This window comes from Rhizobium leguminosarum, assembly GCF_001679785.1.
Taxonomy (GTDB): domain Bacteria; phylum Pseudomonadota; class Alphaproteobacteria; order Rhizobiales; family Rhizobiaceae; genus Rhizobium; species Rhizobium leguminosarum_R.
In genome coordinates this window covers 287,752-304,188 of the sequence record NZ_CP016290.1, presented here as the reverse complement: position 1 = coordinate 304,188, position 16,437 = coordinate 287,752, and the positions used below count along the sequence as shown (strand labels likewise).

Genomic DNA, 16,437 nt, shown 5'->3' with positions numbered 1-16,437 from the left:
CGAACCTCCCTTATCGGACCTGGACCCTGGCCATTTCTTGCCCATCCGGGCTCATGACATGCGTCGAGCACGCCAAGCACGGATCGAAGGAATGGATGGTCCTGAGGATTTCGAGCGGCTGGGTGGGATTGGACATCGGCGTATCCATCAGCGACGCCTCGAAGGCACCGATATTGCCGGTCGGGTCGCGCGGGCTACCATTCCAGGTGGTGGGGACAACGCACTGGTAGTTGTCGATCTTGCCGTCCTTGATCCTGATCCAGTGCGCGAGCGCGCCGCGTGGCGCCTCGGTGAAGCCGACACCCTTGACCTCCTTCGGCCAGGTTTCCGGCTTCCACTTGTCGACAAAGGCGGTGTTCGAGACTCCGGCCTTGATGTTGGCGATCAGCTTGTTCTGGAAATAGCGCATCTGGTAACCCGCCCACTGCGATTCCAGCGCGCGGGCCGCCGTGCGGCCAAGCGTCGAGAAGAGCGCCGTAACCGGCAGGCCGAGGTCCTTCAGCACCTTATCAACCGGGTCCTTGAACTCGGCCTTGTTTTGAGCATAGCCGATCACCCAGCGCGCCAGCGGCCCGACTTCCATGGCATTGCCGCGCCAGCGCGGCGCCTTGATCCACGAATATTTGGCGCCCTCGTCGAGCTGCTCGATGTTCGTCTTGGTGCCCTTGGCGTTGGGGCCGAGTTCGTAATGCGGCTCCGTGATGCCATCCCAGGGATGCAGGCCCTTGGACTCGTCGGGATACTTGTACCAGGAGTGGGTGACGAATTCCTGGATCTGCTCGGGATCTGCATGATCGACGGGGAAGACTTCCGCGAGGTTGCCGTTGATGATCGCGCCGCGCGGTAGCTTGAGGCTCGCCTCCGAATAATCATTGGCATGTTCCGGCACGTCGCCATAGGCAAGCACGTTCTTGCCCGAGAGACCGCCGCCATAGAGCCAGTCCTTATAGAACGAGCCGATGGCCATGATGTCGGGGACATAGACCTTGTCGTTGAACTCGATCAGTTGGTCGATGATCGAGGTGACCATGTTCAGCCGTTCCATGTTGATCGCGCCGACGGCACCGGTGCCATTGACGTTGATCGGACAGGGCACGCCGCCGACGAGCCAGTTCGGGTGCGGGTTCTTGCCGCCGAAGATCGTGTGGATCTTGACGATCTCCTTCTGGAAGTCGAGCGCCTCGAGATAGTGCGCCACCGCCATCAGGTTGGCCTCGGGCGGCAATTTGTAGGATGCGTTGCCCCAGTAGCCATTCTTAAACGGACCGAGCTGGCCCGACTCGACAAATTTCTTGAGCCGCGTCTGGATGTCCTTGAAATAGCCCGGCGACGAGAGTGGCCAGTCGGATATCGACTGTGCGAGCGCCGAGGTTGCCTTCGGATCGGCCGAGAGCGCCGAGACCACATCGACCCAGTCAAGCGCATGGAGGTGATAGAAATGCACCACGTGGTCATGGACCTGAAGCGCGAGCTGCATCAGGTTGCGTATCGAATTGGCATTGTCCGGAATGGTGATGCCGAGCGCGTTTTCGACCGCGCGCACCGAGGTCAGCGCATGCGTTCCCGTGCAGACGCCGCAGATGCGCTCGGTGAAAGCCCAGGCATCGCGCGGGTCCCGATTCTTCAGGATCACTTCGATGCCGCGCCACATCGTGCCGGTCGACACCGCGTTGCGGATGATGTTGTTCTCATCGACATTGACCTCGACCCGCATGTGACCTTCGATGCGGGTGACGGGATCGACGACGATGCGCTTGCCGGAATTGTCCAGCGTGAAGCCGTTCGGAGTTTGAATCGTCATGATGGTGTTTCCCGCCCAGAATGTTAAGCGTCAGCTTTTTCGCGCTTGGTGGTCAAGCGCTTGACGGCGGTCACCGCGGCATGTGCCGCGATCGCGCCGCCCACGACACCGGCTGCGGTCATGCCGACCTTGGCGGCGTTGGCCTCGATGCCGAACTGGTGGATGTTGGTCAGCCGGTCATAGAAGCTGCCATTGTCCCAGAAGCCATCCTCCGAGCAGCCGATGCAGCCGTGGCCCGACTGGATCGGGAAGGAAACGCCGCCGTTCCAGCGCACGGTTGAGCAGGCGTTGTAGGTAGTCGGGCCCTTGCAGCCCATCTTGTAGAGACAGTAGCCCTTGCGCGCGCCCTCGTCGTCCCACTCCTCGACGAACTGACCGGCGTCGAAATGCGGACGGCGATAGCACTTGTCGTGGATGCGCTGCGAATAGAACATCTTCGGCCGGCCCTGCCGGTCGAGTTCGGGGAGCTTGCCGAAGGTGGTGATGAAGGTGACGACGCCAGTCATCACCTCGGCGATCGGCGGACAACCTGGTACCTTGATGATCGGCTTGTCGAGGATGACCTTGTCGATCGGCGTCGCCTGGGTCGGGTTCGGCTTGGCCGCCTGGACACAGCCCCAGGAGGCGCAGGCGCCCCAGGCGATGATCGCCATGGCGTCCTCGGCCATCCATTTCAGCTTCTCGACGAAAGGCTTGCCACCGTCGATGCAGAACATGCCACCCTCGTTGAGCGGCGGATTGCCCTCGACGGCGAGGATGTACTTGCCCTTGTACTTCTCTTTGGTCTCCGCAAGGATCGACTCTGCCTGGTGGCCGGCCGCGGCCATGATCGTATCGTCATAGTCAAGCGAGATCATCGACAGCACGACGTCCTTGACCAACGGATGGGCCGATCGGATGAAGCTCTCCGAACAGCAGGTGCATTCGAGGCCATGCATCCAGATGACCGGAACACGTTCCTTGGTCTCAAGCGCCTCCGCCATAGCGATCGCCGCACCCGGGCCGAAACCGAGGCTCGCGGCCGTCAGGCTGCAGAACTTGGTGAAACTGCGCCGGGTTATCCCCTGGCGGCGAATGACGTCATAAAAAGTCTCGGCAGTTGCCATCTTGCTCCTCCAGCAGTCCCATCCCCATCACATCGCTCAGGATGACATCCCGGCTCTGTCATGAGTACCGCAAGAAGCGGACCAGTTCGAAAATGACCCTCAAATTTCGCGGTAAATAGTTGATATTTAATGTTTACCTTGAGGGTGGCGGCGGCAAGAGAACCGGATAAGCGGGATTGAACTCGGCGCATCAAGCAGACAATGGCGACGTCACTTGTAGACTTTATCATCGCCTTGCCCGTACCGGTCTGCAGCCCCCTACCTGATGCTGAGCCCTCCGGTCACCAAGGCTCGCGGAAGGGCCGCAATTCCGTCAAGAACGACCAGGCCGAACGCGGCTGATGGGTGACGTGCCAGACCTCTTCGGCGATGTCTGATGGCCGTATGAAAAAGTCATCTGGTTTGTCCGCGAACCGCGCGCGGGTCCAAGGCAAGTCGATAACCGCGTCGATCATCATGAAGGACGCATGTACACCCCGCGGGCCCATCTCGCGGGCAATGCACTCCGTCAGAACGCGTTGCGCCGCCTTGCTTGGCGCAAAGCCGGCAAAGGCGGCCTTGCCGCGGTATGCCGCGGTGTTGCCAGTCACCAGCAAGGCGCCGCCCCCTGCCACCTCCATTCGCGGTGCAGCCCACCTGGCCAGTTGTAGCAGTGCCATGACGTTGATCTGGAAATTCTGCTGAAGGACTTCCGGTTCGATGTCGAGGAAATTGCCGAAGGCCCCGCCCACGGCGTTGTGGATCACCACCTTGGGTGCGCCGGCGCGTTGCTCGATGGTTTCAAGGGCGGCTGCGAGCGCTGCAGGGTCGGCCACATCGCAGGGGACTGCAAAAGCGTTTGGAAGTTCGCTCTCAAGATCGCTCAAGCGTTCGGCTGTGCGGGCTAGCATGGCGACCTGGTAGCCGCCGTCATGGAACCGCCGAACCATTGCCGAGCCGGTACCTGGCCCCACCCCGGTGATGATAACGAGCGGGTTCATGCGGCGCGCGCCAGATGACCCTGCACGAAGTGCAGGCGGTCATTGCCGAAGAACATCTCGTCACCCACGAATAGGGTCGGCGCGCCAAAAACGCCGCGCGACACCGCGTTTGCGGTTGCCTCGTCCAGCAGGTCCTGCGCCGCCGGCTCGTCCATTCGCTCTGCAAGTTCCTCGGCGTCGAGACCGGCGGCGCCCAGCACGGCGGCGACCTCTGCTGCCGTCGCCAGCGGTGCCGGAGCCGACCATATCGCGTTGAAGATCGCTTCTACCGCCGTGGGCATAGCGCCCAGTTGCCCAGCCACCAGCGTGGCGCGCAATAGCCGGCTGGCATCGATCTCCAACAGCTGGGGGTGCCAGTTAAGCGATACCCCATAATGGACCGCCTACCGCTGAATATCGGTCATCACATAGCGACCCTTGGGTGCGCAGGTGATGCTCGTTGGCACGTTCCCCACCTGTTTCATCAGGTCCCCGATTTCTAAAGGATGGAAGGCGATCTCGACATCCATCTTGCGAACCTGGGACAGGGCCAGGAAGCTGTAGGGACTGCGATAGTCGAAATAAAAGTCGAGCGTTCTCATCGAGGCTCCTTAAAGCAATCCGTCGTTATACAAAATGTTCATCGTCGAAGCCGGCTCCGCGCTCGGCTGCGATCTTGGCGAGATAGACGGAACGCCGGCCCAAGGCCGGTCGTAGAAAAAGATGGGCGTCTAGGGTAACTGACGGTCTGCCTTGGCCATTAGCATACAAATAAAGGAAGGGTTCAAGGCGGGTCGCCTGTAATACCGGACATTACCCATCGCTTTTCTTACAAGCCGCACTCGCCGATTTTATCAGTGAAGGCTATTTTGCTATCCACCTTTGACGGATGAACCGACTTTACGGGGAGCGTCAAAAGGGTCTTTGTCGGCCCGTGTCAGCGTCATCTCGGCGAGTGGCTCTCTATCGAAGAGAATGACGCTGCCATGCAGCTTGTCGCCCGCGTCAATCTGAAACTCCGACACAATCCCGCGCAACTGTTTTGCCTCGATGGCAAGTGCCGTACTTGCAGCCGTGGATTTCTCGGCCATGGCTGCATTTTGCTGCGTAACCTGATCCATTTGATTGACTGTCCGGTTGACCTCAAAAAGAGTTGCGGACTGCTCGTTGGAAGCGGCCGTGACGGCATCAAGCTGAGTGTTGATCAGCACTATCTGGTCCACGATGATCTTGAGCGCCTCGCCGGTATCGCGGACCAGCTTGACGCCACTGCTGACCTCGTCAACCGAATTGAGGATAAGATCCTTGATCTCTTTTGCTGCATGCGCAGAGTGTTGAGCAAGCTCCCGCACCTCCTGGGCAACAACCGCGAAACCTTTTCCTGCCTCGCCGGATCGTGCCGCCTCGACGCCTGCGTTGAGCGCCAGAAGATTGGTCTGAAACGCGATTTCGTCGATGACCCCGACAATACTGGAGATCTGCGAGGATGACCGTTCGATGCGTTGCATTGCCGCGACAGCGCTGGAGACCACTTCCCCGGAGTGGCGCGCCGACTTGTTTGCCTCGATCGCAACATGTCGCGCCTCCGCTGTGCGCTTTGAGGAACTGGCGACGTTCTGGGTAATTTGATCCAGCGCGGCGGCGGTTTGCTCCAGCGAAGCAGCCTGATGCTCTGTGCGGCGTGACAGGTCCTGCGCGCTCAAACTGATTTCCTGAGCGCCATCATCTATCGATTCAGTTGCGTTCGACACAGCTCTCAAGCTCTCAGCGAGTTGGGCAACAGCAGCATTGAAGTTCGCCCGCAACGGTTCGAAGTCCTCGGCGAACTTGTCGTCGAGGCTGAACACGAGGTTCCCGTCGGCGAGATGCCTTAGGCCCTCTGCAAGCCCGGACGTTGCCTCCGCCATATCCCGCGCTCGCTGACGCTCGGTCTCGGCGAGACGCGCACGTTCAATCTCATTTGCGCCACGACTTGTCTCTGCATCCTTTCCGAGATCGCGCGCCCTTAATTCGTTGTCCTTGAAGATCTGTACTGCCCGGGCCATCGATCCGATCTCGTCGCGGCGAATCGTTCCCTCGACAGTCGAAGTGAGATCGCCGTCGGCTATGACCTTCATCGTCGTAACCATCTGCTTGATCGGTTTGACCAACCAGGCGCGAATTGCGAGAAAGCCGAAACACGAGACAGCGAAGAGTGCCGCAATAGCTGTTCCCAAACTCAGCACGGACGTGTCACGGACAACGCTCGAAACGTTAGCACGCTTTTGCTCTGCGTCCGAAGCGAGTTTTTCCGTGACGGATGTGAATCTCGGTGAGATGGCAGCAAAGGCGGGTTGGCAAAGAGTGAGATAGAGTTGCTGGACCATGGCAAGCTCGGCTTCACTGGTTGCGCCGCGACCAACTGCGATGGCTGCACCACACGTATCGGTCAGGACGGAGAATCCATCCGCCTTCAACATCGGCAGTTCGCTCTGCTCAGGAACGGCAGCGATCGCCAGATCCATGAACCTGACGAAGTTTTCTTGTGCGTCATTCAAGCCAGCTTCTGCGCGCACCCTCGCCTCTTTCGACCGCGTCATCACCATGTCGCTGATGCTGGCACGCGCTGTTTCCAGACTTCGGTTCGACTGGGTCAAGCGAAGTGCTGCAGATGCATCTCTGTCGAGAAGCTCCTGATAGCTGTCGTTAACCTTCAGCATTTGCCAGCTCTGGTAGAACGTCAGGCCGAGTGCCATGATGCCAAAGACGGCCATGATGATAAAGAACTTACCGACAATGGAAACGTGTTTCACAGGCCACTCCTCTAGCTCGGTGTCACTTACGGCGGATGGATGTTCAGGTTCTGATGGTTTGATGTCTCGAGTCTTAAAAAAATGGCTGCCGTCGACCTCGTAATCGACGACAGCCAAGTTGCCTGGGAGGGCAGGAGAAATGAGTTGAAACCCTAGCTGGCGATAGTTCGTGCACGTTCTGTCAGTCGCGGATCGCAGTCCCGGTTACTGGATCGAACCAGTGCAATTTCTCCAGGTCGACAGTCAATGGCAGCAGTTGATTTGGTCGTGGCGTCAGCGCCGGTGGTATGCGCGCCACAAGCCGGTTCTTACCCTTATTGGGAAAGTCTTCGGTATCCTCAGCATCGTTGATATTGACCGGCGGTGACGCGATGTCGAAAAATACGAAAGTGTCGGCTCCAAGCGCTTCGGCAACAGGGATCTGCTCATTGAACAACGCCTCGGCCTCGGGACAAACCTTGAACATCTCCGGGCGAATTCCAACAATGACTTGTCGCCCGGCAAAGGTCGACAATGCTGGCTGGGCGGGAATAGAGAAGGATATCTTCGTCCCGGTAACCGCAGCTTTCAGCATCCCGGCTTCCGCTGTCAGCCCGATGCGTACGAAATTCATGGCGGGCGAACCGATGAACCCCGCGACGAACAGATTGGACGGCTTGTCGTAAAGCATCTGCGGCGTGTCGATCTGCTGAAGATTACTCTCCTGCCCGTTAAACACCGGCTTCAGTACAGCCACGCGATCGCCCATGGTCATAGCCTCGACCTGATCGTGGGTCACATAAAGGGTTGTGACGCCGAGCCGCTGATTAAGCAGCTTCAGTTCACCGCGCATCTGCACGCGGAGCTTGGCGTCCAGGTTGGAAAGCGGTTCGTCCATCAGGAAGGCCATGGGATGGCGAACGATCGCTCGACCCATCGCCACGCGTTGGCGCTGACCACCCGACAATGCCCCCGGTTTGCGCTCGAGATAGCGCGCGAGATCAAGCATTTCGGCTGCATCGCGCACCAGCTTGTCAATCTTGTCCTTGGGCATTTTGCGCTGCTGCAAGCCAAAAGCCATGTTGTCGTAGACAGTCATATGAGGGTAAAGCGCGTAGTTCTGAAAAACCATCGCAATATCCCGATCCTGGGGCTCGGTCTCAGTGACATCAGCGTCATCCATCAGCAGCCGCCCGCTGTTGAGCGTTTCAAGACCCGCTGCCATCCGCAATAATGTCGACTTGCCACAACCGGACGGGCCGACCAACACGACGAATTCTCCGTCCCCGACCGAAAAACTTACATTCGCAACGGCAACGGTTCCGTCCGGAAAGGTCTTGCCTATCCCATCGAAGGTCATGGACGCCATTTTTATTTACTCCCAGTATTTTTGGGCGAGGCAAGCCGAACTGTTCCGCACGGATTTGCCCCGAGCTTTTGGTTCCGGCATTAGCCGATGTTCACAGCATTGCCGGTCGCGACGGATTCCTCGATCGCCGCCAGGATCTTGGTGTTTTCCAGACCGTCCTGTGCATCTGCCAGCAGAGGAGCATCACGCACCACGCTATCGACGAAGCGAGCGATGGATTCCAATACGAAGCCACCGATGCGCGTCGCGCCGGTTGGCGTTATGCCGATGTAGTCATTGTATTTCAGTCCGCCGTCGACGATACGGCGCAGGCCGCCGCTATGGGTCGGGTCTGCCTGGATCTGGCCCTTTTCACCAACGAACTCGACCTTGAAATCGACAAGCGAAGGATTGTCGCGCGACAGGATCCAGCTGTTCTCCATGGTCACGACCGTGCCCTTGGAAAATTCAAGGATCGAGGCATGGAAGTCTTTCGTATCCACGCCGCCGGCAGACAGTGTCCCAGAGCGGGCGACGGAATAAACACGCACGACCTCGTCTGCGAGAATGAAACGCAGGACATCGACGAGGTGGCTGCCCAGGAACCAGAGTGCCGAAGACTTTGCAGCCCAGCTCAGCATTTCGAACGGAACGAATGTCGTATTCGAAAGCCGCGCGGTCCCGTGTTTGGCCAAGCCGATCTGACCGTCCTGGATCATGTCGCGAACCTGGGCGAGGATGGGATTTACACGGTTGTGGAAATCAATCATCAGCTTGCCCTTGGATTTTGCGGCAGCCGCCGCAATTTCCTCGGCTTCACTCACCGTCGTCGCAAGCGGCTTTTCGCTCAACACGTGTTTGTCAGCTTTCAGAGCGGCGAGGATTATCGGCGTGTGGGTAAAGTCGGGTGTCGCAACCGAGATCGCATCGATCTGATCGCTGGAGATCAGCTTCTGATAATCGGTGAAGGCCCGCGTTGCGCCGTAGGTTTCCTTCATCTTCAGCGCCCTGCCCTCATCGAGGTCGCAGACGCCGACCAGCTCGGTCTCCGGCAAGACATTAAAGGTGTGGGCGTGATTGCCGCCCCAAAGACCGGCGCCAATGACGCCCATTCGCAGTCTGCTCATTTCATTACTCCATTCATAAGGGGAAACCTCAGCCCTTCACCGAACCAAAGGTGAGGCCTCGTACGACGTATCGATCGAAAACAAGGAAGATGATCATCGGAGGAATCATCGCGAGCACTGCGGCGGCGGCGATGTAGTTCCAGGTCACTCCGCTCGTTGCGAAATATCCAAGTGTTCCGATCGGAAGGGTGGCGGTCGAGCGTGAGCTCAGCACCAGCGGAAAAGCGGCGTTGTTCCATGCGAACACGAAGGCGAACATCGAGGTGACAATGATGCCGGGACGAACGATCGGCAGCGTAATCCGCAACATGATCGTGTACCAACGGGCGCCGTCCACCCGGGCGGCTTCCTCCAGTTCCACTGGCACCTCATCGATAAAGCTCTTCATCAACCAGACGGAAAACGGGATCGTCAGCGTCTGCAGGACCAGGATCATGGAGAAATAGGAACCCTGCAGACCGATGCGCGTGATGAGGATGAAATAAGGGATCAGGAATGCGACCGGCGGGGCCATCAACAGCCCGAGATACCACAACATGATGTTCTTCTTGCCGCGGAGCTTGAAACGGGACAACGCATAGGCCGCAGGAACCGAAAAGGGCAGATTGAGTAGCACAGCACCAATCGCGACGATGAGGCTGTTGACCAGCTGCCGCGCATTGGTGCCCGGATCGACGAGGATGTGCCGGAATGCGTCGAGATTGGGCTCGAATGTGAGTTGCGGCGGCATGGTGAACGCCGTCTCGGCCGGCCGGATCGCAAGGGCGATGAACCAGAGGATCGGACCGACGAAGATTGCCAGGAAGAGGAGGCCGGCGGCGTAGGTGAGTGCCGTGTTGAAGCTCGTGTGGCGCCGGGACATTTTACCACTCCTCGTTTCGGAACGCGAAGAAGACGTAGAGGGCAACGATGACATTGACGATCAGCACGGTGATCCAGGTCATTGCGCTGACTAGGCCTATGTTGAAGTTGACAAGGCCCTGCTCGTACAGCGAGTATCCAAGGGTGCGCGTCGACGTGCCCGGTCCGCCGCGGGTGAGCACGAGCACCGTGTCGAAGGTGTTGAAGATCTGCATGAAGCGCAGCATGACGATGATGATCGCGGTGCGCTTGATCAGCGGCAGCTTGATCCGCATCAGGATCGTCCACGCAGACGCCCGATCCAGTCGTGCGGCCTCCAAAATCTCGTCGGGCACGGCCAGCAGGCTCGCATAGAGGACGATTGCAAAGAACGGCGTCCACTGCCAGATGTCGACGAGGAGGATGGCCGCGAGTGCTGTCGATGGCGAGCCAAGAATTCCCTCTGCGGGAACGGGGAGCCAGAGCGACTGCAACAGCCAGCTCAACAGTCCACCGCCGGGATCATAGAGGTAGCGGAACAAAAAGCCGACGACGATGGGCGCGATCGTGGTGGGCAGGATCAGCAGGGCACGCACAACGTTCATGCCAGGCAAGGCCTTGAGCAGGATGAGCGCGATCGCCAGGCCAAACGTGAACTCAAGTGTCGTGCCAAGCATCGACAGGATCAGGGTGTTGGTGAGTGCGGCGCGAAAATCGAAGGCGTTAAACGCCTGCACATAATTCTCGAAGCCAACGAACTGGAGCGGCTCCGGGCCGATTTGCAGGTTCCAGAAATAGAAGCTCGATCTTAGGGCAAACAGCAAGGGATAGGCGATGAGCGCGAGCAGCATCACGACCGAAGGCGCGATCAGAAAGTAGGGCAGGTTTCGTCGGATAAAGCTCTTCCGGGTAGGCCCGAAGGCTCGCGGAGAGCGAACAGTTGTCGTGTGCATTGCCAGATCCAGTTCTTCTTCTAGTGGATGCCGGCGCGATCGCTGTCGCGCCGGCCCGAGGAGAACTCTGTTACTTCTTGGCGATCAGGGCTTTGGCCCCGTCAAGAGTATCTGCGTAGCTATCCTTTTGATAAGGGATCATGAGATTGCCCTTCAGGATGCTCTCGAACAGGCTGTTGGCACGTTCAAGGCCGGTCTTCGGCTCTTCGCTACCGGTTAAGAGCTGGTTCAATGTGAGGCCCAGCACGCTTTCGATGGCCGTGTAACCAGGTACAGGCGGGCGTGTGACCTTGCCGTTGCCCTGCTTCATCATCGCATACTGCACATCGAGGTACGGATAGATCGCCTTGACTTCCTCGTCTTGATAGAGCGAAACGCGCGCAAAGTCGGAGAACTGGTAGTTGAGGTCCGGCCAAAGAGCCATTTTCTTCTGCGTGGCCTTCGAGGTCGCCCATTTGATGAAGGCGTAGCCTGCCTCTTGCCTTTCGGAACTGGACGGGATGCCAAGGCTCCAGCCGCCGAGGCTGACCGTCTGAGGCACGCCCTCAGCTTTCGGTAAGGCTGCCGTTGCATACTTCTCCATGACGTCCGACTTCTTGCCGGTCATGTAGCCGGAATTCTTGATCAGATAGAAGTACGGGGTCCACCAGTAGAACATGCCGATGTCGCCCTTGGCGAAACGGGTGCCGGCGTCGAACCAGACATAATTGATGGCTTCAGGCGGAGACAACTTGTAGAGCTGCCTGTAGACTTCGACAGACTTGATCCAGGCGGGGCTTGTCAGTTGCGGGGAGAAATCCCACGGAGCGGCCGGGAATGATTTGAACCAGTTCGCGCCGTGGCTTGCTGAGACCTGCGTAAACATGTGGACGATCGGCGACGGTTGAGAGCCGCAAACGACGGTTGGGAAGAGCGGCTTGCCGCCAAATGATTTGCCTTCCATCGACTTCAGGGTGTCGACGTATTTCGTCCAGGTCCAGTCTTCCGATGTCTCGGTCGGCGGTGCTGCAATGCCGAGTTCGTCAAAGACGTCCTTGCGGTACATAACCCCCTGAGCATAGGCGGCGACCGGCAACGTGCCGACCTGGCCGCGCCAGATATTCGAGGAGTAAAGGACCTCCGGGATGAAGTCTGAGAGATCGAATTCGTTGTCCTTGGCAATAAAATCATTCAGCGGGATGATCCAGCCATTGTCGAGATACTGCCCGAGCCACATCTGATCGACAACGATGACGTCGGCGTCTGAGGTCTTGGCGACAAAAGCAGACACTAGGCGAGACTGAAGGGCGTCATACGAGAGGCTCTCCAGTTCCACCTTGATGCCGGTTTCCTTCTCGTATTCTGGCACCAGCGCTTTCATTGAGAAAAAGAATGGGTCTTCAACGGACAGGACGCGAACCGTGTTCGCATCCTGCGCGGCACCTCGCCGTGGAATGGCCAACGATCCCGCGCCAGCCACAAGAGCTGCGACGGAAGCGCTTTTCAGCAGGTCACGTCGCGACATATTTCCGATATCGATTGTCATAAACAGCCTCCTCAGTTGCTTCGTATCCCAACCCCGGCCCTTCAGCGCAGCCCGGGGCTTCCGCTTGTCGATACTGAGATTGTTACCCCTAACGTGCTTTTTGTAAGCAGTTAGTTTGTACCTCGCACAAACTTATGTTAGTGTCAAGAAGTTGTCACGGCGAAAATTTCCGCGCAGTACCACGGTTGTCATCGACGTCCTGCTTGCATCACCGGAAAGGGCCTTATGTTGTATGGCCGTTCGATAATGTACGGGCTAAAAGGATCCGGTAGATTGGAGAAGAGAATTGAAGTTTGAGAGCCAGCCGTCCTATTCGTTGGGCCAGCGCACCCCTGCCAGCAGAGAAGTCGCCGCCGGCGAGAACAGCGGCAACGTGACACTTGTCTCCCAATCGGCACTTGGCGCGATAAACCGCGCTCGCGTCCTTCAGGCCTTGTATGATAACGGACCTAAAAGCCGGGCAGATCTCGCTCGACTTGCTGGTGTCAACCGGACCACGATAACCGGTATCGTGCAGCCAATGATCGAAGACCGGCTTCTCGTTGAGGGAGACGCGTCGCCTTCTGACGTCAAAGGCGGCAAGCCGGCTCGTCCGCTCTATTTCAACCCTGATGCACCGATGCTTGGCGCAGTACTCCTTCTGCCCGGCACGATACAGGCCTGCCTGGTCGCATTAACCGGTGAGATCAAGGCCGTTACGAAAGCTGAGTTTGATACGCATGGCGACACAGAAGCATTCATCGCGGTCATGACGAACACGCTTACTGCCACACTGTCTCAGGCCCAGCAGGCACCGTTCGGCATTGGCGTGGCATCCGCTGGAATGATCGACAGTGACAATGGAACCATTCTTACCGTCAACCTTGCTCCCGTTCTGACGGGACTTCCACTTGTAGCCATATTACAGGAACACTTCTCTCTCCCGGTTGTCATCGATCATCACCCCCGCGCCTTGCTTGTCGGTGACCGATGGTTTGGACCTGGACGTGGCCAACAAAATTTTGCGGCGGTCTATACCGGTGAGGTTCTGGGCGGCGCCTTCTTCATCGATGGTAAGGTCTATCGTGGACTCGCCGGATCCGGAGGCGAGCTCGGTCACAGCGTGGTGCAGATCGATGGTGCCCTTTGCAATTGCGGAAAGCACGGCTGCTGGGAGACCGTCGCTGCCCTTCCTTGGTTACGAAAAGAAGCCGCCCGATTGAGCTTTTCGCATCCCAAGAGCGTCACCTGTGCCAGGCTTGTCAAGGAAGCAGACGAAGGGTCGAAGGCGGCAGAGGAGCTTCTCGACCGTTATACGCGGAACGTGGCTTTCGGCATCGTCAACCTACAGCAAACACTCTCCCTCAACTCCTATGTCCTTCATGGAGACGTCGCCGGAGGCGGAATGAAGGCAGCAGAACTGATCAGGCAGCATGTTGAGCAGCTAGTGGTGAAGAGACCTGGTCAGGAGATATCGATCACGGTGAATGGTATCGGCGAAGGCCATACGGCTCTGCGTGGCGCCGCGGGTCTGGTTTTATCCAGCCACCTCAAGCTGGTCATTTGAGGCTTTGTAGCGGCACCAATCTGCAAGGAAGGGCTTGGGGACCTGCAAGGTGCGGTTCGCGCCTGAGCCTGCCCCGGTAGACCTCATAAAGAGAATCAGGCGCGCAATCAAATCTTCTAAGGTCGGGATTTGGGCTTGCGACCGTTAAGGTAAGGACTGCCATCGTCTGCGACGGCGGCGGAAAAGAGAGAGGCAAAGAACGGAATGCAGGCCGCCCCGATCGCGCCGGCGCGAGGGCCAAGTCGGGAGGCCTCGACTGCGGCAGCCTCCAAGCCCCGCGACGGGCCCAGGATTGGCTGACTGGAAATTGCGCGTACCAGCCTGTCTGTCACTAGTTCTGGCAGCCGTCCCCCCAGGACAATCAGCGCGGGGTCGAACATCGCCGTTGCTACACGTACCGTCTCGCTGAGCTGCTTTCCGGCGCGTTCAACCCAGATTTCTAACGCCGCTTCGGCGCTGTCTGGCAACCGCTCGAGATCGAAGAAGTCGTGGATGGCGAAGCCGGCATCGTTGAGGGTGGCAAAGAGGTCTTGGCCGGACGGGCGCGGCTGGTCGTACGGGTACAGAACTCCGGGCAGGCAGGCGTTTCCATTGACACCGCGGTACGGTCGTCCGTCGATAACTGCCCCTCCCCCGACGCCGTGTCCGATGTGAATGAAGAACATCGGATCAGGCTGTGGGATGCGTCCGCCGAACACATACTCTCCGAGCGCTGCGGATGTTCCATCATTCTCGATGTAATAGGGCGCTTCGAAAGTCGCTTTAAAGGCTTGGTCCGCCTCACCGTCATCGAAAGCCGGGAAGAAGCTGTGGGCCTTGAGGATGTTCGACATCGTGCCGAAATTGCCGGGTACCGAGCACCCGACCCCGAGAAGACGATCCTTAGGCGTGCCAAGGTCGGCCAGCATCGTTGCGATAGCCGCCTGCGCCGCCTCCGCCACAGACAAAGCTGTGCTGGTTTCGATGTCGGCTGAGCGGGAGGTAAGAATCCTACCCGCTAGATCAACAATTGCTACCTCCATTCGGGAGACCGAGAATGTTATTCCCGCGGAAAGATACCGGTCAGCCCGCAAGCTCAGCAAGCGCCGTGGCTGGCCTTGGGCGCCGGTCCGCTCGACTACCTCGATCAGAAGTCCGATCTCAATTAAGCGACCTATCAGCCGAGTGACGGAAGCGCCTGTCATGCCGGATCGTTCGGCCAGGTCGACGCGCGCAATCTTCTTGCCTACGAAAATTAGTTCGACCAGTCGTCGTTCGTTCCGTGAAAGGTCCATTGGTTCCAAAAGTGAGTCAAAATCGGCGGTAGCGAGAGAGCTATGGCAAAATATATTAAATTACGCAATGTAATTAAAATGTCATAATGCTCCTTTAGAAGGTGCCGGAATGACGGACGAAACTGAAACGAAAGAACACCATGCATCAGATCACACGTTTATTGACCTTCGCGGCCGTGCTGGTCGCGATCGCCTCTCCCGCCTTGGCAAAAAGTCTTGTCGTTTATTCACCTCAGGGAGAAGAGAACGTTCAGTGGATAATCGACCAGGCTAAAGCCGCCGGTCACGATGTCCAGTTTCTGCGCGCACCCGGAGGAGAACTTTTTGATCGGCTGGTCGCCGAGAAGAACAACCCCCAGGCCGATGTCGTACTCGGCATGGTCGACACGTCTATGGCTCTGCTCAAAAAGAACGGCCTGTTCCAGCCATACACACCAGCCTGGGCGGCGGACCTCCCTGCGCAATACAAGGACAAAGAAGGCATTGTCTACAAATTCTGGAGCACACCGGTTGTCATCGCCTATGATTCCGACAAGCTTGCCGCTGAGCGGGCGCCGAAAAGCTGGCTGGACCTGACAAGGGGCGAATACAAAGGCAAATACGTCATCGGCAACACCGCCTGGCAAACGACAAGGGTCTATCTGGCCGGCATCTTGGCCCGGTTCCTCGACGACAAGGGCGAAGTCACTCAGGCTGGATGGGATTTTCTTGGCGCATTCTATGCGAATGCGATCGTTGTCGATGACGCCGATTCGCGCAAGGAAGCCTTCAAATCGGGAGGTGCGATCATCAATCTGAACTGGTTCGGCGGCGTCATCAAAGACGCCAAGGAGCTCGGCATGCAAGTCAAGGTCATTGACCCGGAAGGTGGCACACCCGTCATCTCCGAAGGCGTGGCGATCATGGCGGGAACCGATCAGCTGGAGCAGGCAAAGGCATTCGTCGACTGGTTCGGCTCTGCCGATGTCATGGCCGGCTACGCCAAAAAGTTCGGTCAGGTTCCGGTGCTGCCGGCGGCGCTGGCTAAATCGCCGCCAGAGGTGCAGGCGAATGGGGAACTAGTCAAGGCGCAGCCGATCGACTGGGATGCCGTCGCGCCCAAACTGGACGGCTGGTTGCAGAAGATCGAGCTTGAAATCCGGTGAGGATGTAGGACCGGGCGACGCAGATCGCCAGGCTTCACAGGA

The 16,437-nt window shown here is 58.3% G+C and carries 12 protein-coding genes and 1 pseudogene; 2 read left to right on the top strand and 11 right to left on the bottom strand.

Features of this window, described 5'->3' with window-relative positions:
- Positions 1-10 precede the first annotated feature (10 nt).
- The 10 genes and pseudogenes from BA011_RS35900 to BA011_RS35855 all read right to left on the bottom strand — a co-directional run bounded on the left by BA011_RS35900 (position 11) and on the right by BA011_RS35855 (position 12,430).
- Positions 11-1,801 carry a nickel-dependent hydrogenase large subunit gene (locus BA011_RS35900; protein WP_065284339.1) on the bottom strand — a complete coding sequence of 597 codons (1,791 nt, stop codon included), beginning with the start codon at positions 1,799-1,801 and terminating at the stop codon, positions 11-13.
- 23 nt (positions 1,802-1,824) lie between these two features.
- Positions 1,825-2,907, bottom strand: coding sequence for a hydrogenase small subunit (locus BA011_RS35895; RefSeq protein WP_065284338.1), 1,083 nt, complete (start codon positions 2,905-2,907; stop codon positions 1,825-1,827).
- Between the two features lie 281 nt (positions 2,908-3,188).
- Positions 3,189-3,887: an SDR family NAD(P)-dependent oxidoreductase gene (locus BA011_RS35890; protein WP_065284337.1), complete on the bottom strand. Its 699-nt coding sequence runs from the start codon at positions 3,885-3,887 to the stop codon at positions 3,189-3,191.
- Positions 3,884-4,468 (bottom strand): annotated as a pseudogene (locus BA011_RS35885) (2-hydroxychromene-2-carboxylate isomerase). Before BA011_RS35885 ends, BA011_RS35890 begins: the two are co-directional and overlap by 4 nt.
- A 270-nt stretch (positions 4,469-4,738) precedes the next feature.
- A complete protein-coding gene (locus BA011_RS35880) occupies positions 4,739-6,658 on the bottom strand; it encodes a methyl-accepting chemotaxis protein (protein ID WP_065284336.1) in 1,920 nt (639 codons plus the stop codon).
- A 181-nt stretch (positions 6,659-6,839) separates the two neighbouring features.
- Complete coding sequence (locus BA011_RS35875) at positions 6,840-8,006, bottom strand: ABC transporter ATP-binding protein (RefSeq protein ID WP_065284335.1); 1,167 nt, start codon at positions 8,004-8,006, stop codon at positions 6,840-6,842.
- Between the two features lie 80 nt (positions 8,007-8,086).
- The gene (locus BA011_RS35870; protein WP_064249279.1) at positions 8,087-9,112 is read right to left on the bottom strand and encodes a Gfo/Idh/MocA family protein; all 1,026 of its coding nucleotides are present in this window, start codon (positions 9,110-9,112) and stop codon (positions 8,087-8,089) included.
- Positions 9,113-9,140: 28 nt separating this feature from the next.
- Entirely contained in the window at positions 9,141-9,974 is an 834-nt protein-coding gene (locus BA011_RS35865) for a carbohydrate ABC transporter permease (RefSeq protein WP_018517040.1), read from the bottom strand.
- 1 nt (position 9,975) lies between these two features.
- Positions 9,976-10,905 carry a carbohydrate ABC transporter permease gene (locus BA011_RS35860; protein ID WP_065283724.1) on the bottom strand — a complete coding sequence of 310 codons (930 nt, stop codon included), beginning with the start codon at positions 10,903-10,905 and terminating at the stop codon, positions 9,976-9,978.
- A gap of 70 nt (positions 10,906-10,975) precedes the next feature.
- The gene (locus tag BA011_RS35855; protein ID WP_065284334.1) at positions 10,976-12,430 is read right to left on the bottom strand and encodes an ABC transporter substrate-binding protein; all 1,455 of its coding nucleotides are present in this window, start codon (positions 12,428-12,430) and stop codon (positions 10,976-10,978) included.
- Positions 12,431-12,716: 286 nt separating this feature from the next.
- Between BA011_RS35855 and BA011_RS35850 the strand changes: the two genes are divergently transcribed.
- Positions 12,717-13,976 carry an ROK family transcriptional regulator gene (locus BA011_RS35850; protein WP_065284333.1) on the top strand — a complete coding sequence of 420 codons (1,260 nt, stop codon included), beginning with the start codon at positions 12,717-12,719 and terminating at the stop codon, positions 13,974-13,976.
- Positions 13,977-14,092: 116 nt separating this feature from the next.
- Here BA011_RS35850 and BA011_RS35845 read toward each other — a convergent pair whose 3' ends face one another.
- Positions 14,093-15,250 carry an ROK family transcriptional regulator gene (locus BA011_RS35845; protein ID WP_065284332.1) on the bottom strand — a complete coding sequence of 386 codons (1,158 nt, stop codon included), beginning with the start codon at positions 15,248-15,250 and terminating at the stop codon, positions 14,093-14,095.
- Positions 15,251-15,390: 140 nt separating this feature from the next.
- Here BA011_RS35845 and BA011_RS35840 point away from each other — a divergent pair, with 140 nt between their 5' ends.
- On the top strand, positions 15,391-16,395 hold the full coding sequence (locus BA011_RS35840) for an extracellular solute-binding protein (protein WP_065284331.1): 1,005 nt from the start codon (positions 15,391-15,393) through the stop codon (positions 16,393-16,395).
- Positions 16,396-16,437 lie beyond the last annotated feature (42 nt).

What these genes read in the sequence shown, in the direction of transcription:
- BA011_RS35895 (WP_065284338.1), bottom strand. Translation starts at nt 2,907, where the DNA reads ATGGCAACTGCCGAGACTTTTTATGACGTCATTCGCCGCCAGGGGATA.
- BA011_RS35875 (WP_065284335.1), bottom strand. Translation starts at nt 8,006, where the DNA reads ATGGCGTCCATGACCTTCGATGGGATAGGCAAGACCTTTCCGGACGGA.
- BA011_RS35865 (WP_018517040.1), bottom strand. Translation starts at nt 9,974, where the DNA reads ATGTCCCGGCGCCACACGAGCTTCAACACGGCACTCACCTACGCCGCC.
- BA011_RS35845 (WP_065284332.1), bottom strand. Translation starts at nt 15,250, where the DNA reads ATGGACCTTTCACGGAACGAACGACGACTGGTCGAACTAATTTTCGTA.
- BA011_RS35840 (WP_065284331.1), top strand. Translation starts at nt 15,391, where the DNA reads ATGCATCAGATCACACGTTTATTGACCTTCGCGGCCGTGCTGGTCGCG.
- BA011_RS35855 (WP_065284334.1), bottom strand. Translation starts at nt 12,430, where the DNA reads ATGACAATCGATATCGGAAATATGTCGCGACGTGACCTGCTGAAAAGC.
- BA011_RS35900 (WP_065284339.1), bottom strand. Translation starts at nt 1,801, where the DNA reads ATGACGATTCAAACTCCGAACGGCTTCACGCTGGACAATTCCGGCAAG.
- BA011_RS35890 (WP_065284337.1), bottom strand. Translation starts at nt 3,887, where the DNA reads ATGAACCCGCTCGTTATCATCACCGGGGTGGGGCCAGGTACCGGCTCG.
- BA011_RS35870 (WP_064249279.1), bottom strand. Translation starts at nt 9,112, where the DNA reads ATGAGCAGACTGCGAATGGGCGTCATTGGCGCCGGTCTTTGGGGCGGC.
- BA011_RS35860 (WP_065283724.1), bottom strand. Translation starts at nt 10,905, where the DNA reads ATGCACACGACAACTGTTCGCTCTCCGCGAGCCTTCGGGCCTACCCGG.